The sequence below is a fragment of the Streptomyces sp. NPDC052016 genome, assembly GCF_044548445.1.
Lineage (GTDB): Bacteria > Actinomycetota > Actinomycetes > Streptomycetales > Streptomycetaceae > Streptomyces.
Genome location: NZ_JBIUBX010000048.1, coordinates 17287 through 32578, shown reverse-complemented (window position 1 = coordinate 32578; position 15292 = coordinate 17287). Strand labels below are relative to the sequence as shown.

Here is a 15292-nt window from a genome sequence, read left to right as displayed (position 1 = left end):
GGATACCCGCCCGGCTCACCCAACTTCTCCACCGGATCCCAGCCCTCCAGGGCGGCAGGACCGTACACCGGCTCGATGGGCAATCCGGACTCCGATGCTGTCGTCTTTCGAGTCATTGCTCCGCTCTTCCTGTCGATCGGCCCGACAACAGCCGAGAGGAGATGGGGGCGCTCCGACGGTGAACCGGGTGGTCGCCGCTCATGGCCCCGGCCCCGTTCCCTCCCCCGGGTCGGCCCCGAGGAACTGACGGTGCAGGGCCCGTTCCACCGCGCTCAGCGGAATGTCCGGACGCAGCGCTTCCGGGTGCCCGGGCGCGGGTCCGTCCAGCGGGGCCTCGGGCGACTCGGGCACCGGCGGGACGTACACCCAGAGGTTGCCGAACGCGATCAGCGTCTCCTGTGCCGAGCGGAGGAAACGGGTGAGGAAAGAGCGCATTCGGTCAGCGTGTCCGGCCCGGCCAAAGCGCTGCCAAAGCGTCGCCACTCGGTCTCACTCCGTGTCAGGAGAGGCGAGGACCTCTCCTTCCCGGTGGCGGGACCCACGGTCTTAGTGGCGGTTTAGGCCCAGGCGTCATGCTCGCAGCAGCTGTTCGCCCACGGGAGGAAAAGGAGTCGGGATGAGTCGGAGCTACGTCCGCGCCTGCGCGCTGAACGACGTGCCTGAGGAAGGGGTGCTCGCCGTCGACGTCGAAGGCACGCGCGTGGCGGTCGTCCGGAGCGGTGGAGAGGTGCACGCCCTCAAGGACAACTGCACGCACTCCGACGTGCCCCTGTCCGAGGGCGAGGTGTACGACGGCGTGATCGAGTGCTGGCTGCACGGCTCGTGCTTCGATCTGCGCACCGGCAAGGCGGACGGCAACCCGGCCACCGAGCCGGTGCCGGTGTACCGGACCAGGGTCGAGAACGACGAGGTTCTCATCAGCCTGACCACGGACGACCAGGGAGTCTCGCGATGACCCTTACGACAACGGAAGCGCAGCTGTGGATCCGGCGGTTCCACCAGTCGCCGGCGGATGCGCCGCGTCTGGTCTGCCTGCCGCACGCGGGCGGCAGCGCCAGCTACTACTTTCCCTTCTCGGCGGCTCTGCAGCCCGGTGTCCAGGTGCTCGCCGTGCAGTATCCCGGCCGTCAGGACCGGCGGAGCGACCCCTGCCCGGTCACGGTGTCGGAGTACGCCGAGGCGATATGCCGCGCGCTGGACGAGGTGCCGGACCTCGGGGAGTTCGCGCTGTTCGGCCACAGCATGGGCGCGGTGATCGGCTTCGAGGTGACCCGCCTGATGGAGCAGCGGCTCGGGAACTCGCCCGTGCGGCTGTTCGCCTCGGGGCGCCGGGCGCCGTCCCGGGTCCGAGGGGAACGCGCACACACCCTGGACGACGACGGGCTGGTGCGGGAGCTGACGACGCTCGACGGTACGGACTCGCGGCTGCTGGACGACCCCGAGATGCGCGAGCTCCTGCTGCCGATGATCCGCAGCGACTACCGCACCGTCGAGACGTACCGGTGCGAGCCCGGCGCCGCGGTGGCGTGCCCGGTCACCGTACTCACCGGCGACGTCGACCCGCGCACCACGGCCGAGGAGGCGCGGGACTGGAAGGTGCACACCAGTGCCGACTGCGACGTCCGGGAATTCTCCGGCGGTCACTTCTACCTGAACGACCATCAAAAGGAAATCGCCGACCTGATCACCGAAACACTGCGGTAATCAACGGCGAGAATCCGGAATGGCGGACCGCAGGACGACGCTGGCCTGCGGGCCGTCATTCGCTCAGGAAACGAGCGTGGGAACCGCGTACTCGCTGCGCACCTCGTCACCGACAAGAATTGCCTGGTGCAGATCGCGCAGCGTCTGACACGGCTCGACACCGAGTTCATCACTCAGTGTCGTCCGGGCGGATTGGTAGACGCGCAGCGCGTCGGCCTGACGTCCGGACTGGTAGAGCGCCAGCATCAACTGCCGGTAGAAGGTCTCCCGCATGGGATTCTCGGAGATCAGCTGGAACAGCGGACCGACGAGCTGGCGGTGGTGACCCAGCGCCAGGCGGGTTTCGAACTGCAGCTCCAGGCACTCGAGCCGGGCTTCCTCGGCCCACACGACGAATCCCCGGATGATGGGTCCGTCGCCGGTCAGCTCGCCCAGCGCACGCCCCTGCCACATCGCCAGGGCTCCGCTGAGCAGCTCGTTCGCCTCCTCCAGGCGCCCCAGCAGCAACTGGTCGCGTCCGTCGGCGATGCACTGCTGGAAGTCACGGACGTCGAGCGAGTCCTGACGCAGTGTCAGCATGTAGCCGGGCGCGCGGGTCGTGAGCCGGCTCCCGTCCTGGCCGGGCCGCGACAGGAACTTGCGGACCTGCGAGATGTAGACGTGCAGCGAGGCGTTGGCGCGACGCGGCGGGTCCTCGTCCCAGATCTCGGCGATCAGCTGATCCACGCTCACGATCTGGTCGGCCTTGATCAGCAGTACAGCCAAAAGCGCCTGAACCTTACGAGCGTTCAGGAATGATTCGCGCCCTTCGTCGATGACCCTGATGGGCCCTAATATTCGATACTCCATGCCTGATGCCCCCATTTTTTCAGCAGACGCGGTATCGAGCCGCGGAGTCGAGGGTCACTCGCTCCGGGCCCCACCCTGCCACAGTCGTTCTGAGATCCACATCAGGAAAATTACGTAGGGGGCGCTTTCTACAGTGATCGTTCGATCACGGAGCAGCGAGCGGCATGAGGATGTCGTCCACGATGGACCGCAGGTAGTCGTCCGGGACGGCGGGCCCCTCGTGCACGACGTAGTGGACGAGCATCGCCGGGCCCACCGTCGCCACCATCGGTGAGGCCGCGCCGGGCCGGACCCGCCCGTCCCGCTCGCCGGCACGGAGGACCTCGAGGATCAGCTCGTGCGACGGATCCATGACCCGCTCACCGACCACGACGTGCATCATGCCGCCGGCCGCCTCGGCGGCTTCGCTCCGGACGATCTGGAAGACGGTGCCGTGCGTGAGGGCGATGGCGTCGCGCACGCAGCGCAGCAGCGCCAGCAGGTCCTCGCGCACGTCCCGGCCGAGCTCGATCACGGTGGGGTCGGGCAGGACGTTGGCGAGCGCGGCGGTCACCAACTCGTCGCGGTTGGCCCACCTGCGGTAGAGCGCGGCCTTGCCGGTGCCCGCCTCCGCGGCGACACCTTCCATGGTGAGGCCGACGTAGCCGACCGTCCGCAGCTGCTCGATCGTCGCGTCCAGGATCGCCTTCTCCAGGACCTTCCCGCGCCGACGGGTTCCCGAACTTGCCACCGGGGAACGGCCGTTGGCAGCTGCCATGCCTCAACACCTCCGAACCGGACGGGGGGAGTCCCTTGCGAGCCGACCCCGCCCCGCCTATAGTGAACGCGAACGTCTACTGTTTCCATTGAACTTTCGCATCATCACCCGGGGGAGGGGACTGTGTCCACCACGTCGACAGACACCGGCACCACAGGTACCGCCCAGCGGCACAATCCAGGTATTGCGCTGTTGGTCATTGTCTTAAGCCAGTTCATGGTCGGTCTGGACGCCACCGTCGTGAACATCGCGCTACCGGAGATCCGCACCGATCTCGACTTCTCGCGGACCGGTCTGGCCTGGGTGAGCAGTTCCTACACCCTGGCCTTCGGCGGTCTGCTGCTGCTCGGCGGCCGGATCGGCGACATCCTCGGCCGGCGCCGCGTCTTCATCGCCGGCCTGGTCCTCTTCGGCTTCGCCTCCCTGCTGGGCGGATTCGCCGACTCGGACACCATGCTGCTGCTGTGGCGCGTGGTCCAGGGCATCGGCGCCGCCATGGCCGCCCCCAACTCGCTGGCCCTGATCGGCAGCAACTTCAAGCCCGGCCCCGAAATGAACAAGGCGTACGGCGCGGTGGCCGGTTCCTACGCCGCCAGCCTCGCCGTCGGCCTGCTCGTCGGCGGTGTGCTGACCGGGCAGGTCTCCTGGCGCTGGGTCATGTTCATCAACGTGCCGTTCGCCCTGCTGGTCCTGGTGCTCGCGCCGCTGTACGTCAAGGAGGCCGACAGGCACCCGGGCAAGTTCGACCTCGCCGGCACCATCCTGTCCGGGGCTTTCATGATCGCCCTTGTCTACGGCCTGCTGCACGCCGCGGAGCACGGCTGGAGCAACGCGGAGACGCTGGTCCCGATCGGCGCTTCCGTGGTCTTCCTGGTCGCCTTCCTCCTCGTCGAGGCCAAGGCGGAACAACCTGTCATGCCCCTGCAACTTTTCACCAGCCGTAACCGTGCCGGTGGTTACTTCAGCCTGATCGGCCTGGTCGCGACGATGGCGGCGATGAACTTCTTCGTCAGCCAGTACCTGCAGGACGGTCTCGACTTCAGCCCGGTGGTCACCGGCTTCGCGTTCCTGCCGATGGCCGCGTGCATCCTGCTGGCGGGCGCCCAGGCGGCCAAGCTGCTCGGCAAGGTGGGCGCCAAGCCGGTGATCCTCGGCGGATCGGCGCTGATCTGCGTCGGCATGGTGTGGCTGTCGCTGCTCTCGGACGACACCACCTACGTCAGCGGCGTCCTCGGCCCGATCGTGCTCTTCGGCCTCGGTGCAGGCCTGGCGATGACCGCGGTCTCCGCGACCGTGCTCTCCGACGTGTCCGGCAAGCACGCGGGCTCGGCGTCGAGTGTCCTCGAGGTCATGCAGTGGATCGGTTTCACCCTGGGCATCAGCATCCTGTCCACCGTCTTCGGGACGGTCAGCCGCAACGTGGCCGCCGACAACCCCGACGACCCGAAGCACGTGCTGGTCGAGGGCCTGGGCGCCGCCTTCACCGCGTCCATCGCCTTCGTGGTCATCTCGGTCGTCATCGCCATGGTGGTCATCAAGAAGGCCCCTCCGGCGCCGGCCGCCGAGGAGCCGGTCAGCGAGGCGGAAGCCACCGTCTGACCGAAGCAGCGTGTCCCTGAGCCGACGCCTCCGGCCCGCCACGGGCCGGAGGCGTCGGCGTCCGTGCGGCCTTAACCACTCCTTCAGGGCCGGTTTAGCAGCAGTGACCAGGGTTGGCGAAAAGTGCCTGCCCGGGTGCCAACCGCGAAGGAGTGCGTCGTGAGTCGAACCGTCGTGATTGCGGGAGGCGGGCCGGTCGGCCTGATGCTCGCCAGTGAGCTGAGTCTGGCGGGCGTCGAGGCCGTCGTCATCGAACGGTTCCCCGAACCGAGCGACTACTCGCGTTCGCTGACCCTGCACGCACGGACGGCGGAGGTCCTGGAACAGCGCGGGCTGAACCGCTTCAGCGAGTACCCGCGGGTCGCGTCGTATAACTTCGGACTGGTCGAACTCCAGGACTACATCGACGACGAGAGCCTGCTGCCGCTGCTGGTGCCCCAGCGGGACATCGAGGCCCTGCTGGAGGACCGCGCCGTCGAACTGGGCGCCGACGTCCGGCGCGGCCAGGAGGTGGTCGGCTTCGAGCAGAACGCGGACGGGGTGACCGTCACCGTACGGCCGGCCGACGGCTCCGAGTACTCCCTCACCGGCGCCTACCTGGTGGGGTGCGACGGCGGCAGCAGCACTGTACGCAAGCTGGCCGGGATCGACTTCCCCGGCACCGTGTCCACCGCCGACGGGCTCACGGCCGACGTCATCACACCGTTGGACGTCGAGGAGTTCATCCACCCCACCATCTGCCAGCCCGGCATGTACGCCTCGATTCCGCTGCGTCCCGGACTGCACCGGGTGACGGCCTTCGAGTTCGGCGTGCCCAAGACCTCCAAGGACATCCCGCCCACGGTCGAGGAGTTCCAGGCCAAGTTCCGCAAGTGCGCGGGGCGGGACCTCGGCATCCTGGCCACCGGGGAGGTCCGGCACCTCTCCCGGGTCGGCAACGCGACACGGCTCGCCGCCGAGTACCGCAAGGGCCGGGTGTTCCTGGCGGGCGACGCCTGTCACATCCACCTCCCGATCAGCGGCCAAGGCCTGAACACCGGCGTGCAGGACGCGCTCAACCTGGGCTGGAAGCTGGCCGCCGAGCTGAACGGCTGGGCCCCGGCCGGCCTGCTCGACACCTACCACTCCGAACGGCGCCCGGTCGGCGAGCGGCTCTGCTGGAGCACCAGCGCCCAGGACGGACTGCTCTACCCGCTGGACCAGGTCGCTCCGCTGCGAGCGCTCTTCACCGAACTGGTCAAGATGGACGTGGTCAACAAGTACCTGATGAGCATCCTCAACGGGCTGGGCATCAAGTACGCGATGACGGTTCCGGGCGGATCGTCCGAGGACGCGGCGCACCCGCTGATCGGGGGCCGGGTGCCGGTCGGCAAGCTGACCACCGCGGACGGCGACATCACCATCTCCGAAACCCTGCACGCCGCTCGGGGCGTGCTCCTCCTGCTGGGCGACCAGAAGCCGCCGGAGGACCTGACCGCCGGCTGGTCGGACCGCGTGGACGTGATCCGTGCGGAGCCGGCCCCGGAGATCGGCGCCTCCACCCTCCTGGTGCGCCCCGACGGGTACGTCGCCCACGCGGACGAGAACGACACGGACCGGACGGCCCTGCGGCAGGCGTTGCGGGCATGGTTCGGCGAGCCCTCCTGACCAGCACCGCGGGTGTCCCGGGCCGCGGCCACGTGGACGCCTGTCGTCTTCCGGACCATCGACAAGGAGTCAGTTGTGAGTCGTACCGTTGTGATCGCCGGAGGCGGCCCGACCGGGCTCATGCTCGCCGGCGAGCTGGCGCTGGCGGGTGTCTCCGCTGTCGTGCTCGAACCGCGCACCGAGCGAGCCGAGCACTCCCGCGGGATGGCGGTGCACGGGCGCAGCCTGGAACTGCTGGAGCAGCGCGGACTGGCCGACGAACTGCGGGAGCAGGGCATGTTCCCCTGGCCGCGCACGCCCTTCGCCTTCCTGTGGCTGGACATGGACAGCGTGGGCGCCGAGGACTACACCTACGGCATGCCGCAGTGGCGCACCGAGCGGCTGCTCGAGCGGCACGCCGTCGAGCTGGGGGCGGAGGTCCGGCACGGCCACACGGTGGTGGGCTTCGAGCAGACGGCGGACGAGGTCACGGTGACCGTGCGCTCCGACGACGGCGAGTACGAGCTGGGCGCGGCCTACCTGGTGGGGTGTGACGGGGAGAACAGCACGGTGCGCGAGCTGGCCGGCATCGGCCGGCTCGATCACGAGGTGTCGACCTACTACGGCGTGCTGGGCGACGTCGAGGTGCGGGAGGGAGAACAGTTCGACGCCGGGCTCCACCCCGCCGGGGTCTTCGGTGCGATCCCGATCGGGCCCGGGACCCTGCGGTTCATGACCATCGAGTTCGACGCGCGGCCGGACGGCGCCGACGGCCCGGTCACCGAGGCGGAGCTGAGCGCCAGCATCGAGCGGGTCGCGGGCAGGGCGCCGCGGATCGAACGGGCCCAGTACCTCGCCCGGTTCGGCGGGCCCAGCACGGTGGCCGAGCGGTTCCGGGACGGCAGGGTCTTCCTCGTCGGCGACGCGGCGCACGTCTCCTTCGTCTCGGGCACCCAAGGGCTCAACGCCGGTCTCCAGGACGCGGTGAACCTCGGGTGGAAGCTCGCCGCCGAGCTGAAGGGCCACGCGCCCGAGGGCCTGCTCGACACGTACCACGCGGAGCGGTACCCGGCCGCGGTTCAGGCGTGCGCGCACGCCCGCGCCCAGATGGCGCTCATGCACCCGCTGACCAAGGTGGCGCCCCTGCGCAAGCTGTTCGGCGAGCTGCTGCGGTTCGAGGAGGTCAACCGCTATCTGCTGCGCCTGCCCACGGCGGCCCGGCACCCGGAACCCGCTCCGGGGGACCATCCGCTCGTCGGCCGGCGGATCGGCGGTGTCTCCCTGCTGACCGCCGACGGGGAGACCTCGGTCGCGCAGACCCTGCGGCCGGGCCGCGGCGTCCTGCTGCGCTTTGCCGAGGAGGCCGCCACCACGGTGGCCGGATGGCGGGACCGGGTCGACACCCTGACCGCGAAGGCCGTCGCCGAGATCGACGCCTCCGTCGTCCTGCTCCGGCCGGACGGATGCGTGGCGTACGCGGGCGAGGACACCGACGCCCTGGACCGCGCCCTGCGCACCTGGTTCGGCGAGCCCGGCCGCTGACACCCGTACGCTCCGAAGGCCGTGTGCCCCGGGCCTGCCGCCCGGGGCACACGGCTCTTCTTTCGTCGGAGGGGGTTCAGGGGGTGCCGAGGAGGCCGTCCGCCGTGCGGTGGAGGGCGCCGGCCAGGGCCCGGGCCTGGCCGCGGTGTACCAGGCGCGCGGCATGACGACGCTGGGGTGTTTCGGGTTCTTGCCACACAAGGGACCGGCCGGTCGGCTGACGGCGCCGACCGGCCGGTCCCGGTCCCCGAATCTCGCGGCCGGATCGGCCCGCTCCCTACCAGACGACCGGCAGCTCCAGCATCGTGACGCCGTAGCTCCCGTCGGACCAGCGAAGGTCCTCCGGTTCCTTGGCGAGGCGCAGGTCCGGGAAGCGGTCCAGGAGCGCCGTCAGCATCAGTTCCAGCTCGGTGCGGGCGAGGTGCACGCCGAGGCAGAAGTGGCGTCCCGCGCCGAACTGCATGGTGCTGGGCGACTTCGGCCGGTCGAAGCGGACCTGCTCCGGCTCCGGGAAGGCCTCCGGGTCGTACGCGGCGGCCACCAACGGGGTGAACACCGCCTGGCCGGCCCGGATGGTGCCCGATCCGGAGACCAGCTCCACGTCCTCCGTGGCCAGTCGCATGAGACCGGTCGCTCCGCCTCCGGGCGGGTTGTGGCGGAGCAGTTCCTCGATCGCCGCGGGGATCAGGGACCGGTCCTTCTGCAGGGTCTCCCACAGGTCCCTCTGCCGCAGCAGGGTGAACATCATCCGGCTGATCGAATTGGCGATGGTCTCGTTGCCGCCGATGATGAGGGTCCGGATCGTCGACACCAGCTCCTCCTCGGAGAGCCGGTCGTCCACGTCGCGGGCGCTGATGAGGTGGTCGATCAGCGCATCGCCCGGTTCGGCGCGCCGCCGCCGGGTCAGGGCCACCACGTAGTCGTTGAAGTCGGCGGCCGCCTTGTCCAGTTCCTCGCGGGGCATGGAGAACGACAGCCAGGCGGAGACCCACTTCAGCAGCTGTTCGGCGTCCTCCTCGGGGATGGCCAGCATCCGGCAGGTGAGCCGGGTCGGCAGTTTGTAGGCGAAGAACATGAGATCCGCCGGCCGGCCGGACTGCTCCATCTCGTCGAGCACGGCGTCGATGCTCTCCTGGATCTCCGGCCGCCGCTGCTCGGCGCGGCGCGGTGTGAAGGCCGACGCCAGGATGCGGCGCAGCCGCAGGTGGTCCTCGCCGTGCATGTTGAGCAGGATCGTCGGGTCTTCCAGCATGAGCAGGTTGTGGAACAGCCGCGGCGCGTCCGGCGCGGACAGATCGCGGCTGAAGCGGCGGTCGTCGCTCATGATCTGCTGGATGTCGGCGTGCTTGACCGCGACCATCGCCCGGTCGCCGGTGGGCAGGGTGACTTCACTCAGCGGGCACACGGCTCGTCGGCGGGCGAACTCGGGCGGCGGGGAAGCCATCGGCCCGTCGGGGAAGGGAAAGGGTGCGGGTGTTGCGTCCGCCTGTGGGTTCTCGGACATGACGTGGCCCTTCTGGGAGGGGTTGGGCTACCAGGCAGCCGGAAGGCAGGGCATGCCGACGTTGAAGTGGGTGTGGTCCCAGGGAAGTTCCTCGGGCTTGACGGTCATGTGCAGCGTCGGGAACCGGTCCATCAGGGCACTCAGGGCTATCTCGATCTCGGCCTTGGCCAGGTGGGCCGCGGGGCAGTAGTGGCGGCCGGCGCCGAACACCATCGTCGGTGTCGACTTGGGACGGTCCGCCCGGAACTTCTCCGGCTCCGGGAAGGCCTCCGGGTCGTGCGTGGCGCCGATCTGCGGCGTCGACACCCACTGCCCCTTGCGGACGAGGGTGCCCGAGGGGAGCACCACGTCCTCCGCGGCCATGCGCAGGATGCCCACGGAACCGCCACCGGGCAGGTTCACGCGCAGCAGTTCCTCGATGGAACCGGTCAGCAGGGAGCGGTCGGCGACCATCTTCTCCCAGTAGTCGCGCTCCGAGAGGAGGGTGAACAGCGCCCGGCTGATGCCGTTGCCGATCGACTCGAGCCCGGCGACGACCATGGAACGGATCATCGACTCGAGTTCTTCGTTCGACATCCGGTCGCCCTCGTCGTGGGCGTTGACCAGGACGTCGACCAGCGCCGTTCCCGGATTGGCCCGCGACCGCTCCACGGTCTCCGCGACCCACGCGCTGAACTCGGCGCGCACCGCGGCCATCTCGTCCTGTTCGGCGACGGAGACCCAGGTGCCGACCCAGCGGGTGAGCCGCTCGCCGTCGGAGTCCGGCAGACCGAACTGACGCAGGATGAACTTGACCGGGAGCTTGTTGGCGTAGTCGGTCATCAGGTCGGCCGGCGAGCCCTTGGCCTCCATCTCGTCGATCACCTCGTCGACGAGCTCGCGCAGCTCCGTACGCCATCCCTCGACGCGGCGGGGGGTCATCGTGGGGTTGACGATCCGACGCAGCCGGAGATGGTCCTCGCCGTCCATGTTCATGACGAGCGTGGGGTCCTCGAGGACCTCCATGTTGGGGAACATCTTCGGCGTGCCGGGCTTGGAGAGGTCCCGCACGAACCGGCGGTCGTCGCTCATGATCGCGTGGATGTCGGCGTGCGTGACGACGAGCAGCACCTTGTCACCCAGCGGCAGGGTGACCTCGCCGACGGGACACTCCTTGCGCCGGCGGGCGAACTCGGGTGAGGGACGTCCCATCGGTCCGTCCGGGAAGGGGTACCGATCGGGGCCTACGGGAAAGGGGAACGGGGCTGCGGCGACATCGGCCTCTGCGGTATCGGACGCAACGGGCTCGGACAAGGGGCACTCCTTTGCTGGGCGCAGCTCAGTCAGCGTTCGTCCTCGATGGTCGGCCGCGGCTCTTAGGCAGGCCTAAAGCAGGACCACGGATCCCTCTGGACCGACTCTCCGCGGGCCGCACGATCCCCGGTAGAGAACGATCGCGTACCGTATTATGTGAACTGCCTTGTCGGTCAAGGGATGTGGGGCCAGATGACACGCACGAAGCTGAACGTCGGGAAACTCGGACTGTGGACCAACCAGTTCGACAACGTGCCCGTCTCACGGGCCGTGGCGGCCACCAGGGAGATCGAGGAACTCGGCTACTCCGCGCTGTGGCTGGGCGAGCTGTCCGGCCGGGAGGCGCTGACACAGGCCGCGTTACTGCTGCCGGGTACCTCTCGGCTGACCGTGGCCACCGGCGTGGCCACGGTGTACGGGCGGGATCCCGTGACCATGGCGCAGGCGCAGCGCACGCTCCTCGAGGCCTTCGGCGACCGGTTCCTGCTCGGACTCGGGATCAGCCACCCGTGGTTCGTGGAGCAGATCCGCGGACTGCCGTACGGCCCACGGGTTCCCACGATGCGGGGGTACCTCGACCGGATGGACTCCGCTCCCTTCGGCCCGCCCGGTGCGCCGAAGCGGGGCAACCGGGTGATCGGCGCCGTCGGCACGAAGATGCTCGCGCTGGCGGCCGAACGGGCCGACGGCGCCCTGCCCTTCGGCATGCCGGTCGAGCACACCGCGCGGACCAGGGCCCTGATGGGGCCGGACGCGTTCCTGGGCGTGGTCCAGGCCGTCCTGCCGGCTCCCGACAACGCGACGACCCGGGAGAGGGCCTGGTCCCATGTGTCGGAGTCGCTGCCGAACCGGGCGCATCTGCTGCGCGACCTCGGCTACTCGGTCGACCTGTCCGGCCCGGGGGCCGAACGCCTGGTCCGTGCCCTGGTCGTGTGGGGGGACCGGGACGCGATCGCCGCACGGGTCCGGGAGCACTTCGACGCGGGCGCCGACCACGTCGCCCTTTCGGTGATCGGCACGGCGCCCGACATGCTGCCGGACCGTCAGTGGCGCGACCTGGCCGGCCTGCCACACTGACGGTCCGGCGGCGTCCCCGGGCGCGGGCCGTCAGACGCCGGCGTCGGCGCTCAGGCCGGCGCCCAGGGAGGCGGACAGCTCACCGAGCAGGTGCCGGGCGAGCTCCCTCGGCGTCGGGCGGTCCATGACCACCACCGGCGGCAGCTCCAGGCCGGTGCTGACGACCAGGGAGTTGCGCAGCTCCAGGGCCGTGAAGGACGACATCCCCATCTCCAGGAAACCCAGCTCGACGTCGACCTCCTCCACGGACCCGAAACCGAGGACCACGGCCGTCTGTGTACGGATCAGCTCGAGCAGCAGTTCCTCGGCCTCGGGCTCGGACAGGCCGGACAGCCGGGCCCGCAGCAGCTCCGGTTCGTCGTCGCCCGCGCCCGTCTCGTCGGGCGAGGGCTCCACAGGGTCGCGCCGCAGGTCCGCGCCGCGTTGCCGGCGCCAGGCCGCCAGCGCGGGCAGCACGGCGCGCAGCGGCTCGGCCAACTCCTCGTCGACGCCCAGCAGCTCGGCCACCACGGTGGGATCCGCGGCTTCGACGGCCGCCCACAGCTCCGCGTCGAAGCCGGTGGGCTCCCCGGTGTCGTGCAGCCAGTACCGGTGCCGGGCGAACGCGTACGGCGGCAGTTCCGTGTGGGCTCCGCCGCCGGCGAGGAAGGCGTCCCAGTCGACGGAGACGCCCTGCACGTGGGCCGAGGCCAGCGCGGTGGTGAGCGTGGTGAGTTCCGCCTGGCCGCTTCGCATGACCGGAGCCACCAGTGCGGGGGCGGCCGTCGTGCACTCCTGGACCATGCCGGACAGCACCGCCTCGGGGCCGAGCTCCAGGAACCGGTCGACGCCGTGCTCCTCCAGCCAGCGGACCCCGTCGAGGAAGTTGACCGTCTGGCGGACGTGCCGGACCCAGTAGTCCGCCGAGCACAGTTCCCCGGAGGCGGCGAGCGCGCCGGTCACGTTGGAGACGATCGGTATCCGCGGCTGCTCGTACCGTACGCCGCCGGCGATCTGCCGGAACTCCTCGAGGATCGGGTCCAGGTGGTGCGAGTGGAAGGCGTGACTGACCCGCAGCCGCTTGGTCCGCACCCCCTGACGGCGCCAGTGGGTCGTGAGCTCGGTGACCGCCTCGGCGTCACCGGAGATCACAGTGGCCCGCGGGCCGTTGATGGCGGCGATGCCGACCCGGCGGTCGGCCGCCACCGACTCGTGCACCCGCCGGTGGTCCGCGGCCACCGCGACCATCGCGCCGTCGGACGCGGCCGACTGCATCAGCCGCCCGCGTCCGGCCACCAGGCGGCACACGTCGGGCAGCGAGAACACCCCGGCGACATGGGCGGCCGCGAGCTCCCCGATCGAGTGGCCGATCAGGTAGTCGGGCCGCACCCCTAGGTGCTCGACCAGCCGGTAGAGCGCGACCTCGACCGCGAACAGCGAGGCCTGGGTGTAGATCGTCTGGTTGACCAGGGCCGCCTCGTCCGAGCGGACCGGCGCGAAGAGCACACCGAGCAACGGCCGGTCCAGGTGCCGGTCCAACTCCGCGCACACCTCGTCCAGCGCCTCCGCGAACCGGGGGACCGCCTCGTACAGCTCCCGGCCCATCCCCAGCCGCTGGCTGCCCTGCCCGGTGAAGAGGAAGGCCGTCCGGCCCGAGGCCGAGGCGTGCCCGCGCACCACTCCGACGGCCGGCTCGCCCAGGGCGATGCCCCGCAGCCCTCGGATCAGCGTCTCCCGGTCCTGTGCCACCACCGCGGCACGGTGGTCGAAACGGGTACGGGCGGCGAGGGTGGCGGCCACGTCGGCCGCGGACACCTCGGGCCGCTCGGCCAGGAACCGGCCGAGCCGGTCGGCGGTGGCCCGCACCGCGGCTTCCGTCCGCCCGGAGACCAGCCAGGGAACCACCTGCGGCGCCACCGCCCCATCGGGCCGCGCCGGCTCGGGCGCCACCGCCTCCTCCACGATCACATGGGCGTTGGTACCGCTGATCCCGAAGGAGGAGACGCCCGCCCGGCGCGGTGTCCCGGTACGGGGCCAGGCCACGGCGTCCCTCAGGAGCCGCACATGGCCGGCCGACCAGTCCACGTACGGGGACGGCGTCTCGGCGTGAAGGCTCACCGGCAGCGTCTCGTGCTGCAGGGCGAGGACCGTCTTGATCACACCGGCCACGCCGGCCGCCGCCTGGGTGTGCCCGATGTTCGACTTGATCGAGCCCAGCCACAGCGGCCGGTCGGCGGGCCGGTCCTCGCCGTAGGTGGCGAGCAGGGCCTGGGCCTCGATCGGGTCACCCAGAGTGGTGCCCGTGCCATGGGCCTCCACCATGTCCACGTCCTGCGTGGTCAGTCGGGCGTCGGCCAACGCCTGCCGGATCACCCTTTCCTGGGAAGGACCGTTGGGGGCGGTGAGCCCGTTGCTCGCACCGTCCTGGTTGACGGCGGAGCCGCGGATCACGGCGAGCACCCGGTGTCCGTTGCGCTGCGCGTCGGACAGCCGTTCCAGGAGCAGCAGACCCACGCCCTCGCCGAAGCCCGTGCCGTCCGCCGCCGCGGAGAACGGCTTGCACCGGCCGTCCGGCGCCAGCCCGCGCTGACGGCTGAAGTCGGTGAACACGGAGGGCGTGGACAGGACGGTCACCCCGCCCGCGAGCGCGAGCCGGCATTCCTCGTTGCGCAATGCCTGGACGGCGAGGTGCATCGCGACCAGGGAGGAGGAGCAGGCCGTGTCGACGGTGAGGGCGGGGCCTTCCAGACCGAAGGTGTACGCCACCCGGCCGGACGCCACGCTGGTGGCACTGCCGCTGCCCAGGAAGGGTTCGTGGTCCGGGGGCACCGTGCGCAGCCGGGTGGCGTAGTCGCCGTACATCACGCCCGCGAACACGCCGGTCCGGCTGCCGCGCAGACTGCGCGGCTCGATGCCCGCGTGCTCGAACGTCTCCCAGGCGACCTCCAGGAGGAGCCGCTGCTGGGGGTCCATCGCGGTGGCCTCGCGCGGACTGAGTCCGAAGAAGGCGGGGTCGAAGGCGTCGGCGTCGTGGAGGAAACCGCCCTCCCGGGTGTAACTGGTGCCGCTCTTGTCGGGGTCCGGGTCGTAGAGCCGCTCCAGGTCCCATCCGCGTCCGGTGGGGAACTCGCCGATGGTGTCCGCGCCTCGGGACAGGACCTCCCAGAGCTCCTGCGGCGTGCGGACGCCCCCGGGGAACCGGCAGCCCATCGCGACGATCGCGATCGGCTCCGGTGCCGCCGACTCCAGTTGCCGCAGGCGTTCGCGGGTCTGGTGCAGATCGGCGGTGACCCACTTGAGGTAGTCGACGAGCTTCTCCTCGGTGGGTTTGTCCTCGGCGCGCCCGCCGCCGGTGCGCATGT

At 70.4% G+C, this 15292-nt stretch carries 11 protein-coding genes and 1 pseudogene; 6 read left to right on the top strand and 6 right to left on the bottom strand.

What is annotated here, in order from left to right; translation table 11 throughout:
* Positions 1-198 precede the first annotated feature (198 nt).
* Positions 199-435, bottom strand: a complete 237-nt coding sequence (locus ACIHAR_RS38645) for a DUF6059 family protein (protein ID WP_400023912.1) — start codon at positions 433-435, stop codon at positions 199-201.
* A 181-nt stretch (positions 436-616) separates the two neighbouring features.
* On the opposite strand from ACIHAR_RS38645, the gene ACIHAR_RS38640 reads away from it, so the two are divergent.
* Together ACIHAR_RS38640 and ACIHAR_RS38635 are read left to right on the top strand one after the other, a co-directional pair.
* A complete protein-coding gene (locus ACIHAR_RS38640; protein WP_384661117.1) occupies positions 617-955 on the top strand; it encodes a non-heme iron oxygenase ferredoxin subunit in 339 nt (112 codons plus the stop codon).
* Positions 952-1704: a thioesterase II family protein gene (locus ACIHAR_RS38635; RefSeq protein ID WP_400023909.1), complete on the top strand. Its 753-nt coding sequence runs from the start codon at positions 952-954 to the stop codon at positions 1702-1704. Before ACIHAR_RS38640 ends, ACIHAR_RS38635 begins: the two co-directional genes overlap by 4 nt.
* Before the next feature lie 63 nt (positions 1705-1767).
* Here the strand turns inward: ACIHAR_RS38635 and ACIHAR_RS38630 are convergent, their stop codons facing one another.
* Together ACIHAR_RS38630 and ACIHAR_RS38625 are read right to left on the bottom strand one after the other, a co-directional pair.
* Positions 1768-2553, bottom strand: coding sequence for an AfsR/SARP family transcriptional regulator (locus ACIHAR_RS38630; RefSeq protein ID WP_365471660.1), 786 nt, complete (start codon positions 2551-2553; stop codon positions 1768-1770).
* A 145-nt stretch (positions 2554-2698) separates the two neighbouring features.
* The gene (locus ACIHAR_RS38625; RefSeq protein WP_365471663.1) at positions 2699-3310 is read right to left on the bottom strand and encodes a TetR/AcrR family transcriptional regulator; all 612 of its coding nucleotides are present in this window, start codon (positions 3308-3310) and stop codon (positions 2699-2701) included.
* A gap of 192 nt (positions 3311-3502) precedes the next feature.
* On the opposite strand from ACIHAR_RS38625, the gene ACIHAR_RS38620 reads away from it, so the two are divergent.
* The 3 genes from ACIHAR_RS38620 (at position 3503) to ACIHAR_RS38610 (ending at position 8077) form a co-directional block, all read left to right on the top strand.
* Entirely contained in the window at positions 3503-4909 is a 1407-nt protein-coding gene (locus ACIHAR_RS38620; RefSeq protein ID WP_365471666.1) for an MFS transporter, read from the top strand.
* 159 nt (positions 4910-5068) lie between these two features.
* Positions 5069-6556: an FAD-dependent monooxygenase gene (locus ACIHAR_RS38615; RefSeq protein WP_400023907.1), complete on the top strand. Its 1488-nt coding sequence runs from the start codon at positions 5069-5071 to the stop codon at positions 6554-6556.
* 75 nt (positions 6557-6631) lie between these two features.
* Complete coding sequence (locus ACIHAR_RS38610; RefSeq protein ID WP_400023905.1) at positions 6632-8077, top strand: FAD-dependent monooxygenase; 1446 nt, start codon at positions 6632-6634, stop codon at positions 8075-8077.
* A gap of 277 nt (positions 8078-8354) precedes the next feature.
* On the opposite strand, the gene ACIHAR_RS38605 is transcribed toward ACIHAR_RS38610, so the two are convergent.
* Both ACIHAR_RS38605 and ACIHAR_RS38600 read right to left on the bottom strand, forming a co-directional pair.
* Positions 8355-9581 carry a cytochrome P450 gene (locus ACIHAR_RS38605; RefSeq protein WP_400023903.1) on the bottom strand — a complete coding sequence of 409 codons (1227 nt, stop codon included), beginning with the start codon at positions 9579-9581 and terminating at the stop codon, positions 8355-8357.
* A gap of 27 nt (positions 9582-9608) precedes the next feature.
* Complete coding sequence (locus ACIHAR_RS38600; protein ID WP_365471678.1) at positions 9609-10772, bottom strand: cytochrome P450; 1164 nt, start codon at positions 10770-10772, stop codon at positions 9609-9611.
* Positions 10773-11066: 294 nt separating this feature from the next.
* On the opposite strand from ACIHAR_RS38600, the gene ACIHAR_RS38595 reads away from it, so the two are divergent.
* The gene (locus ACIHAR_RS38595) at positions 11067-11951 is read left to right on the top strand and encodes a TIGR03620 family F420-dependent LLM class oxidoreductase (protein WP_365471681.1); all 885 of its coding nucleotides are present in this window, start codon (positions 11067-11069) and stop codon (positions 11949-11951) included.
* A gap of 30 nt (positions 11952-11981) precedes the next feature.
* On the opposite strand, the pseudogene ACIHAR_RS38590 reads toward ACIHAR_RS38595, so the two are convergent.
* Positions 11982-15251, bottom strand: a pseudogene (locus tag ACIHAR_RS38590) (type I polyketide synthase); the annotation flags it as partial.
* Between the last annotated feature and the right edge of the window lie 41 nt (positions 15252-15292).

Bases quoted from the DNA above. Each gene is read 5' to 3' on its own strand.
- ACIHAR_RS38645 (WP_400023912.1), bottom strand. From the start codon at position 435: ATGCGCTCTTTCCTCACCCGTTTCCTCCGCTCGGCACAGGAGACGCTG.
- ACIHAR_RS38640 (WP_384661117.1), top strand. From the start codon at position 617: ATGAGTCGGAGCTACGTCCGCGCCTGCGCGCTGAACGACGTGCCTGAG.
- ACIHAR_RS38635 (WP_400023909.1), top strand. From the start codon at position 952: ATGACCCTTACGACAACGGAAGCGCAGCTGTGGATCCGGCGGTTCCAC.
- ACIHAR_RS38630 (WP_365471660.1), bottom strand. From the start codon at position 2,553: ATGGAGTATCGAATATTAGGGCCCATCAGGGTCATCGACGAAGGGCGC.
- ACIHAR_RS38625 (WP_365471663.1), bottom strand. From the start codon at position 3,310: ATGGCAGCTGCCAACGGCCGTTCCCCGGTGGCAAGTTCGGGAACCCGT.
- ACIHAR_RS38605 (WP_400023903.1), bottom strand. From the start codon at position 9,581: ATGTCCGAGAACCCACAGGCGGACGCAACACCCGCACCCTTTCCCTTC.
- ACIHAR_RS38600 (WP_365471678.1), bottom strand. From the start codon at position 10,772: ATGGGACGTCCCTCACCCGAGTTCGCCCGCCGGCGCAAGGAGTGTCCC.
- ACIHAR_RS38595 (WP_365471681.1), top strand. From the start codon at position 11,067: ATGACACGCACGAAGCTGAACGTCGGGAAACTCGGACTGTGGACCAAC.